General features: G+C 75.1%; 3 protein-coding genes and 1 pseudogene. 2 read left to right on the top strand and 2 right to left on the bottom strand.

What is annotated here, in order from left to right; genetic code table 11:
- Positions 1 to 156: 156 nt before the first annotated feature.
- Both AB0F56_RS35510 and AB0F56_RS35505 read right to left on the bottom strand, forming a co-directional pair.
- Positions 157 to 2,007 (bottom strand): annotated as a pseudogene (locus AB0F56_RS35510) (hypothetical protein).
- 228 nt (positions 2,008 to 2,235) lie between these two features.
- Positions 2,236 to 3,018, bottom strand: coding sequence for a GntR family transcriptional regulator (locus AB0F56_RS35505; RefSeq protein WP_362017434.1), 783 nt, complete (start codon positions 3,016 to 3,018; stop codon positions 2,236 to 2,238).
- 322 nt (positions 3,019 to 3,340) lie between these two features.
- Here AB0F56_RS35505 and AB0F56_RS35500 point away from each other — a divergent pair, with 322 nt between their 5' ends.
- Positions 3,341 to 4,198 carry a (2Fe-2S)-binding protein gene (locus AB0F56_RS35500; RefSeq protein ID WP_362017402.1) on the top strand — a complete coding sequence of 286 codons (858 nt, stop codon included), beginning with the start codon at positions 3,341 to 3,343 and terminating at the stop codon, positions 4,196 to 4,198.
- Positions 4,199 to 4,426: 228 nt separating this feature from the next.
- The gene (locus tag AB0F56_RS35495; RefSeq protein ID WP_362017400.1) at positions 4,427 to 5,521 is read left to right on the top strand and encodes a DUF2637 domain-containing protein; all 1,095 of its coding nucleotides are present in this window, start codon (positions 4,427 to 4,429) and stop codon (positions 5,519 to 5,521) included.
- Positions 5,522 to 5,629: the final 108 nt, after the last annotated feature.

Here is a 5,629-nt window from a genome sequence, read left to right as displayed (position 1 = left end):
CGCCGCCCACCCCGCGCTCGCGCACACCGTGAGGCAAGGGGCGGCGGCCCGCCTCCGCGCGGAGGCGGCCCGCCTCTTCCGCCTTCTGGGCGGCGTCCCGACCTGGCTGGCGGCCCAACTGACGCCCAGACCTGCGATCTGACGCCTAGTCGCATTTCAATGCCTCGCCCGGTCGCCGTCGCTCGCACGACGGCGACCGGGCGTCGTCTGTCCCGCCGTCGGCCCCCGGCGGCGTGGCCGTACCCACCCCGGGACCCGTTCCAGGCACAGCAGCGCCTCGTCCATCCCCACGGCCACCGCGCCGTCGGGGGTGACCGCCACCGCGCGGACCGGGGGGCCGGGGCGGAAGGGGAGGCCGGCGCGGGTTTCGAGGTCGTGGAGTTCGACGAGACCGTCGGCCCAGGCGATCGCGAGCAGAGGACCCTCGGGGGTCTCCGTGGCGTGCAACGAGACGACAGGGACGCGGCGTTCGGCGATCGGGGCGGGGTCCGGGTCCCGGCCCGGGATCCAACGGCGCACGCTGCCGTCCTGGCCGCCACTGCAGAGGAAGGGGCCCTTCTCCGTCTCGACGGCCGTCACCGCCGTGACGCGGCCGCTGTGCAGGGCGGCCTGGTGAATGCCCGTCAGACCGAAGGCGTGGACCGAGCCGAGGCGGTCGCCCACCACCAGAGAGCCGCCGATCGCAGCGAGCGCCGTGCCGGGGTGGCGGGTGAGGGTCGCGGCGACGGCGGTCGTGAGCCGTTCCAGGTACGGCGGCCGGGGTTCGGGCCCGGGGACGGGCAGCAGCCGGCCCCGTTCGTCCAGGAGCAGGAGCGTGCCGTCCGGCGCCGGGGCCAGCGTCTTGATCCGACCGCCGGAGGGGCTCCGAAGCGGCTCGCCCCCGGGCGTCGCGTCGGCGGCCCCGAGGACCTGGACGGTATCCGTCGTCCCCGCGACCAGCAGGCGGTCGCCCGCCGCCCCAAGGGCCGTGACCGGCCCGGGCCACGGCGGGGTCAGGTCGCCCCGCACCCGCGTCCACCGGACCCGCCAGGGCGCGTCGGCCGCGAGCGCGCGCAGCGCCGGCCGCAGCCGTGGGTCCGCCCCGTCCCCGAGGGCGCCGAGCAGCACGACGGCCCGGTCGGCCGGGTGCTGCTCACGGCAGAGGGACTGCCCGGTACGCAACCACGCCGACCGCAGACCGCCCCGGTCGTCACCGGGACCGGTCACGTACGCGGTGGTGACCCGCAGCGGGTCGGCCGTACAGACCGCGACCGGATCGGCCAGATCGACCGCGTGCCGCGCCTCATACGGCCCCACCCCAGGCCCCCACGCCCGGTCCCAGTCACCCTCCGAGCCCCAGACCGCCTCCGCCCCGACGCCCGGCGCCGAACCCGACCCGGAGCCCGCCCCGGAGCCGGGGTCCGTACCCGCCCCGGTGCCCCGACCCGAAGGCGTACCCGAACCCGCCCCGGAGCCCGACCCCGACCTCGCCCCCGGCCCTGACCCCAGCCCCGGCCCCTGGCCCGACCCCGGCCCCGAGCCGCGGCCCGACTCCCCCCGCCCCGTGGCGTCTTCGGCGCTGTCGTCCAGGTCGACGACCGTGACGCGGGCCGCCTTGGCCGTCAGGAGGTCGTACGACGGGGTGCCCTTGCAGGTCTCCACGACCAGGCGGACGCGGCCCGACGCGGCGAGTTCGGCGATCAGTTCGGCGATCGCCTCCGGTTCGGCGGCGGCGTGCAGGTCCGGCAGGACCAGGGCCGCGCGCCGCGCCTCTGTCGTGGCGACGGCCTGGACGAGTTCGCCGGGCGTCCGGGCCACGACGCCGAGCCGGTTCGCGACCGTCCAGGCCGCGCCGAGCGCGCACTGGCCGGCGAGCGGGATCAGTTCGCGCGCCGCCCGTCTGCGGCGCGCGCCCGCGCGCGTGCCGTGCGTGGCGAGCCAGCCGAGGAGCGCGGACTTGCCCCGGCGGGGGCCGCCGACGACCAGGCAGAGACGCGGGGCGTCCGGGGCGGTGAGCCAGCCGAGCAGGGCCGCCGCCTCGGCCTCCGTACCTGCTGCCGGGCGGTCTCCACGGACGGATCCGGTCACGGGCACCTTCCCCACGCCGGGGACGGAGTCGCGGACGGCATGGGACACCTCACGGACGGCGCTGTACGGACGGGACGACGGTGCCAACCGACCCTGGGAAGCGGCCGAAGGCGGCAGCGGCCACCGACGCCCGACCCCGTGCCGAACTGACGGCAACGACCTTAGTCGTCAGTCCGCCGATCCGGTGAAATGCTCCCTGACAAGTGACTGCACGACGGTGACATCCTGGGCGATCAGTGCGTCGAGGAGGGCGGTGTGTTCCGCCGCGTCCGCCACGAGGTCGCCGTGCCGGGTCACCGGGCCGCTCACCAGAGGCCATTGGGACCTGCGGTGCAGGTCGTCGGCGACGACGAGGAGCTGTTCGTTGCCCGCGAGGGAGAGGACCGCGCGGTGGAAGGCGCGGTCGGTCTCGGCGTAGTGGGCCCGGTCGCCGCGTGCGGCGGCGGTCGCGGTGGCCTCGGCGAGCGGCCTGAGCTCGACCCAGCGGGCGGCCGGGACCGTGCGGGCGAGCCTGAGCATGACCGGGACCTCGATGAGCGCGCGCACCTCGGCCAGCTCGGCGAGTTCGCGCGGGGTGCGCTCGGTGACGCGGAATCCCCGGTTCGGTACGACTTCCACGGCGCCCTCGACGGCCAGCTGCTGCATCGCCTCCCGTACGGGGGTCGCGGAGACGCCGAAGCGCTCGGCGAGGACGGGGGCGGAGTACACCTCACCGGGGACCAGCTCGCCGCCGACGAGCGCGGTGCGCAGGGCCTGGAGGATCTGGCCGCGCACGGAGTGACGCCGGACGGTACGCGGCGCGGGCGAGCCGGAGGCCTCCGACGGAAACGCGGGCGCGGGCACGTACGCGGGAGTGGTCAGCCGGGGCGCGGACGGCTCGCTGTGCGTGTGCTCGCCCCGCGCGGCCGACGGCTCGCCCTGGCTGGCGGTCGGCTCACCCCGCACCGCCAAGGGCTCGCCCCGCGCGGCCGTCGACCGGCCCTGTGCGGTGGTCGACTCGCCTCGTACGGCCGACGGACCCTCTGCCGGTCCGGACGGCACCGCCGCCCCACGTGCCTGTTCCGGGACCCGTATCGAACCGTCGTACGACAGGTGCGACTGCTCGCGCGCTCTGCCCTGCTCCACCCGGGTCCTCCTGCGGGGTCGTGCCGGGCCTGGCTCGCGATACCGAGGCCCCCTGTGCACGATAGGCGGACGGGGCCGCAGTTCAAACCTCGGACGCATCGGGTAAGGTAAGGCTAACCTGCTAACGATCGCGATTCGGTGGTCCCGTATGGCCCTCCCCGCTCTGCTCCCCGCCCCGTTCACCTCGCCCGTCGCGGCCTCGTACGCCCGCCTCGGCGAGGTGTTCCCCAGCCTGCGGACAGAGGAACTGGGAAGCCACGAGCAGACGCCGCGCGGGGCCGGCTGGGTCGGGGCGGACGAGCTCGCGGCCGGCGGAGCGGCCCTCGACGCCTTCCTGGCCTGGGACAACGCGCAGGTGCTGCGCGACTACGGGCAGCAGGCCCGACCCGACGTGGTCGCCAGCTTCGGGCTCCACCGGTACGCCTGGCCCGCCTGTCTCCTGGTCACGGTCCCCTGGTTCCTGCACCGCAGGGTCCCGCGCCTGCCCGCCCGTAACGTCTCCTTCCAGCGAGCCCTGGGGCGGATGGCCGTCCGGATCGAGGAGTTCGCCTGCCTGCCAGGCGACCCCGCCGCCGAGCTGCCCGGCGCCCGGGTCGTCCCGGACGAGGAGGCGCTGCGCGCCGAGGCCAGGGCCGCGCTCGCGGAGCACTTCGAGGAGGTCCTGGCCGGCTTCGGGCCCCGGATGCGGCGCGGGAAGCGGGCGCTGTGGGGGATGGCGACGGACGAGATCGTCGAGGGCCTCTGGTACATCGCGGCGCTGCTCGGCGAGGAGGAGCGGGGGATGGCCGAGCTGGAGCTGCTGATGCCCGGTACGGCCAAGCCGTACGCCGGGGCCGCGGGCTTCCGCGAGCTGCCGGGGGCCGAGGCGCCGGACGGCACGCCCCGCGCCACCCGGGACCGGGCGACCTGCTGCTTCTTCTACACCCTGCGCCCCGAGGACACCTGTCTGACGTGCCCGCGGACGTGCGACGCCGAGCGGGTCCGCCGGCTCGCCGCGACCGCCTGACGGCTCCGTCCGCCGCCCCACCGACGGGCCGTCGGATTACGCCACTCGTACGAGTGGCATGAATCGAACGCAACTCCCTTGCATCGCCCGGCAGTTCGACCGGATCGCACCTATTCGTATGCCGTCCGACCCCAATGGCGTGCTCTTGCCGCGAAACCACGTGGGGGCCCTCCGGGGTCGGCAAGTATGGGCGGCCGAAACGCCCTACTGCGATGCAAGGGACACCGCATGAGACTGACCGACATATCGCTGGACTGGCTGCTTCCTGGTGGCGTCATGGTGGCCGGAGTCCTGACGGCGGTCGCGGTGCTCGCGCGCGGCAAGCGCGCCGGTGACCAGGCCGCGGCCGAGGACTCCTGGGAACGCAGTGAGGAACGCCGCCGACGCAAGGAAGCCATCTACGGAACCGCCTCCTACGTCCTGCTCTTCTGCTGCGCGGCCGTCGCCGCCGCGCTCTCCTTCCACGGCCTCGTCGGCTTCGGCCGGCAGAACCTCAACCTCACCGGGGGCTGGGAGTACCTCGTCCCCTTCGGCCTCGACGGGGCGGCGATGTTCTGCTCCGTCCTCGCGGTCCGCGAGGCGAGCCACGGCGACGCGGCCCTCGGCTCGCGCCTGCTCGTCTGGCTGTTCGCGGGGGCGGCGGCCTGGTTCAACTGGGTGCACGCACCGCGCGGTCTGGGGCACGACGGCGCGCCTCAGTTCTTCGCGGGCATGTCCCTCTCGGCCGCGGTCCTCTTCGACCGGGCGCTCAAGCAGACCCGCCGGGCGGCGCTGCGCGAGCAGGGCCTGGTGCCGCGTCCGCTGCCGCAGATCCGGATCGTACGGTGGCTGCGGGCGCCCAGGGAGACCTTCGCCGCGTGGTCGCTGATGCTCCTCGAAGGCGTACGGACGCTGGACGAGGCCGTCGACGAGGTGCGGGAGGACCGGCGCGAGAAGGAGCAGAACCGGCATCGCAGGCGCGAGCAGGAGAAGCTCGACCGGGCGAGGATCAAGGCGATCAACCGCCAGCACCGGGCCTTCGGCCTGGGGCGCGGGGGCGGCCGTCAGGTCGACGTGCCGTCCCTGGCCGCCGGCGGGGGCTCGGCTCCACCGTCCCTGAACTCCGGCGCGGGTTCCGCGACGCCGTCCGTGGGGACCACCGTCGCGGAACCCGCCATAGCCGACCCCGGACAGCTGCCGCTTCGACACCGGCCCTCCCTCCAGGCCGTGAAGGGTACTGAACCCCGGACGGTGGACCTCACCGCCGAGGACGACACCCAGACGCTGCCCCGACTCGACTCGCTGGAGCGCAAACTGAAGGACTTGGAGCAGCAGTTCGGCTGAGGCTGAGCCCGAGCCCGAGCAGCTACCTCGGCTCGAAGCCCTCGCCCGAACGGCCCAGCTCTCCCGCGACGACGCCGACGCCCTCGACTCCTGGGCCGCCGACGCCGA

This window comes from Streptomyces sp. NPDC026092 (assembly GCF_040638605.1).
Classification (GTDB): Bacteria; Actinomycetota; Actinomycetes; order Streptomycetales; family Streptomycetaceae; genus Streptomyces.
This window is presented reverse-complemented; position numbering and strand designations above follow the sequence as displayed.

What these genes read in the sequence shown, in the direction of transcription:
- AB0F56_RS35500 (WP_362017402.1), top strand. Translation starts at nt 3,341, where the DNA reads ATGGCCCTCCCCGCTCTGCTCCCCGCCCCGTTCACCTCGCCCGTCGCG.
- AB0F56_RS35495 (WP_362017400.1), top strand. Translation starts at nt 4,427, where the DNA reads ATGAGACTGACCGACATATCGCTGGACTGGCTGCTTCCTGGTGGCGTC.